Origin of the sequence: Paracoccus sp. DMF (assembly GCF_004407025.1) — a bacterium.
GTDB classification, from domain to species: Bacteria; Pseudomonadota; Alphaproteobacteria; order Rhodobacterales; family Rhodobacteraceae; genus Paracoccus; species Paracoccus aminovorans_B.
In genome coordinates this window covers 1-788 of record NZ_SOKV02000173.1, presented here as the reverse complement: position 1 = coordinate 788, position 788 = coordinate 1, and the positions used below count along the sequence as shown (strand labels likewise).

General features: G+C 66.1%; 1 protein-coding gene. It reads right to left on the bottom strand.

The annotated features are described in order from the left end of the window. Positions 1-157 precede the first annotated feature (157 nt). Positions 158-788: DNA methyltransferase (locus tag E3D03_RS21040; protein ID WP_411969843.1), on the bottom strand; the 631-nt coding region annotated here is incomplete at its 5' end.

The following is a 788-nucleotide window of genomic DNA, read 5'->3' as shown; positions in this document are numbered from 1 at the left end:
TTCCCGTTCGACATGGCCCACAGCACGATATCCGGGGATGGCGATGGTGAGCCCGAGGTCGAGCCCGCCCGCGCCGGAGCAGAGGGAGAGGCCGAAGAGACATGCGTCTGCCGTTCCGGAAGCGCGTCCGGAGGAAGGTAAAGCCATGTCATGCATGTCACGCTGCGACTTCGGGTTGGGTTTCGTCAGGCGCGGCCGGGGCATCCCCCAGCCGCTCGGCCCTAACCTGCGCGAAGGTCCGACCGTCGCCGTCGAGGATTGCGTCGCGTCCCGTGTCGGCCTGCCAGCGTTCAACGGCGACATCGATGTAGGCCGGGCTGATCTCCATCGCAAAGACGCGGCGACCGTTGGCTTCGCCCGCCATGATCTGCGAACCCGAACCGCAGAACGGCTCGTAGCAAAGCCCGCCCCGTGCCACATGCTGGCGCATCGGGATCCCGAACGCATCGAGCGGCTTCGGCGTGGGATGGTCGGGCCGTTCGTCCTTGGCGAAGCTGGGCAGCGCCCATGTCGATGGCAGGGTTTCCTCGGCCACCTTCGGCGGGCGGTTCGGACGACGCCAGCCCATGAAACAGGGTTCGTGCTTCCACAGGTAATGCGACCGGGTCAGAACCCCGCGGTCCTTCACCCAGATGATCTGTTGATGGACAAAGGCCCCCGCCTTTTCCCAGCACGCTTCCAGCATCGCTTGGCGACGCGAGGCGTGCCAGCAATACCACGCAGCATTTTCAGCGATGGCCTCCGCCACGGCGGCCGCGATGAAGCCGTCGTAGAGTTCCGCGCCCTGC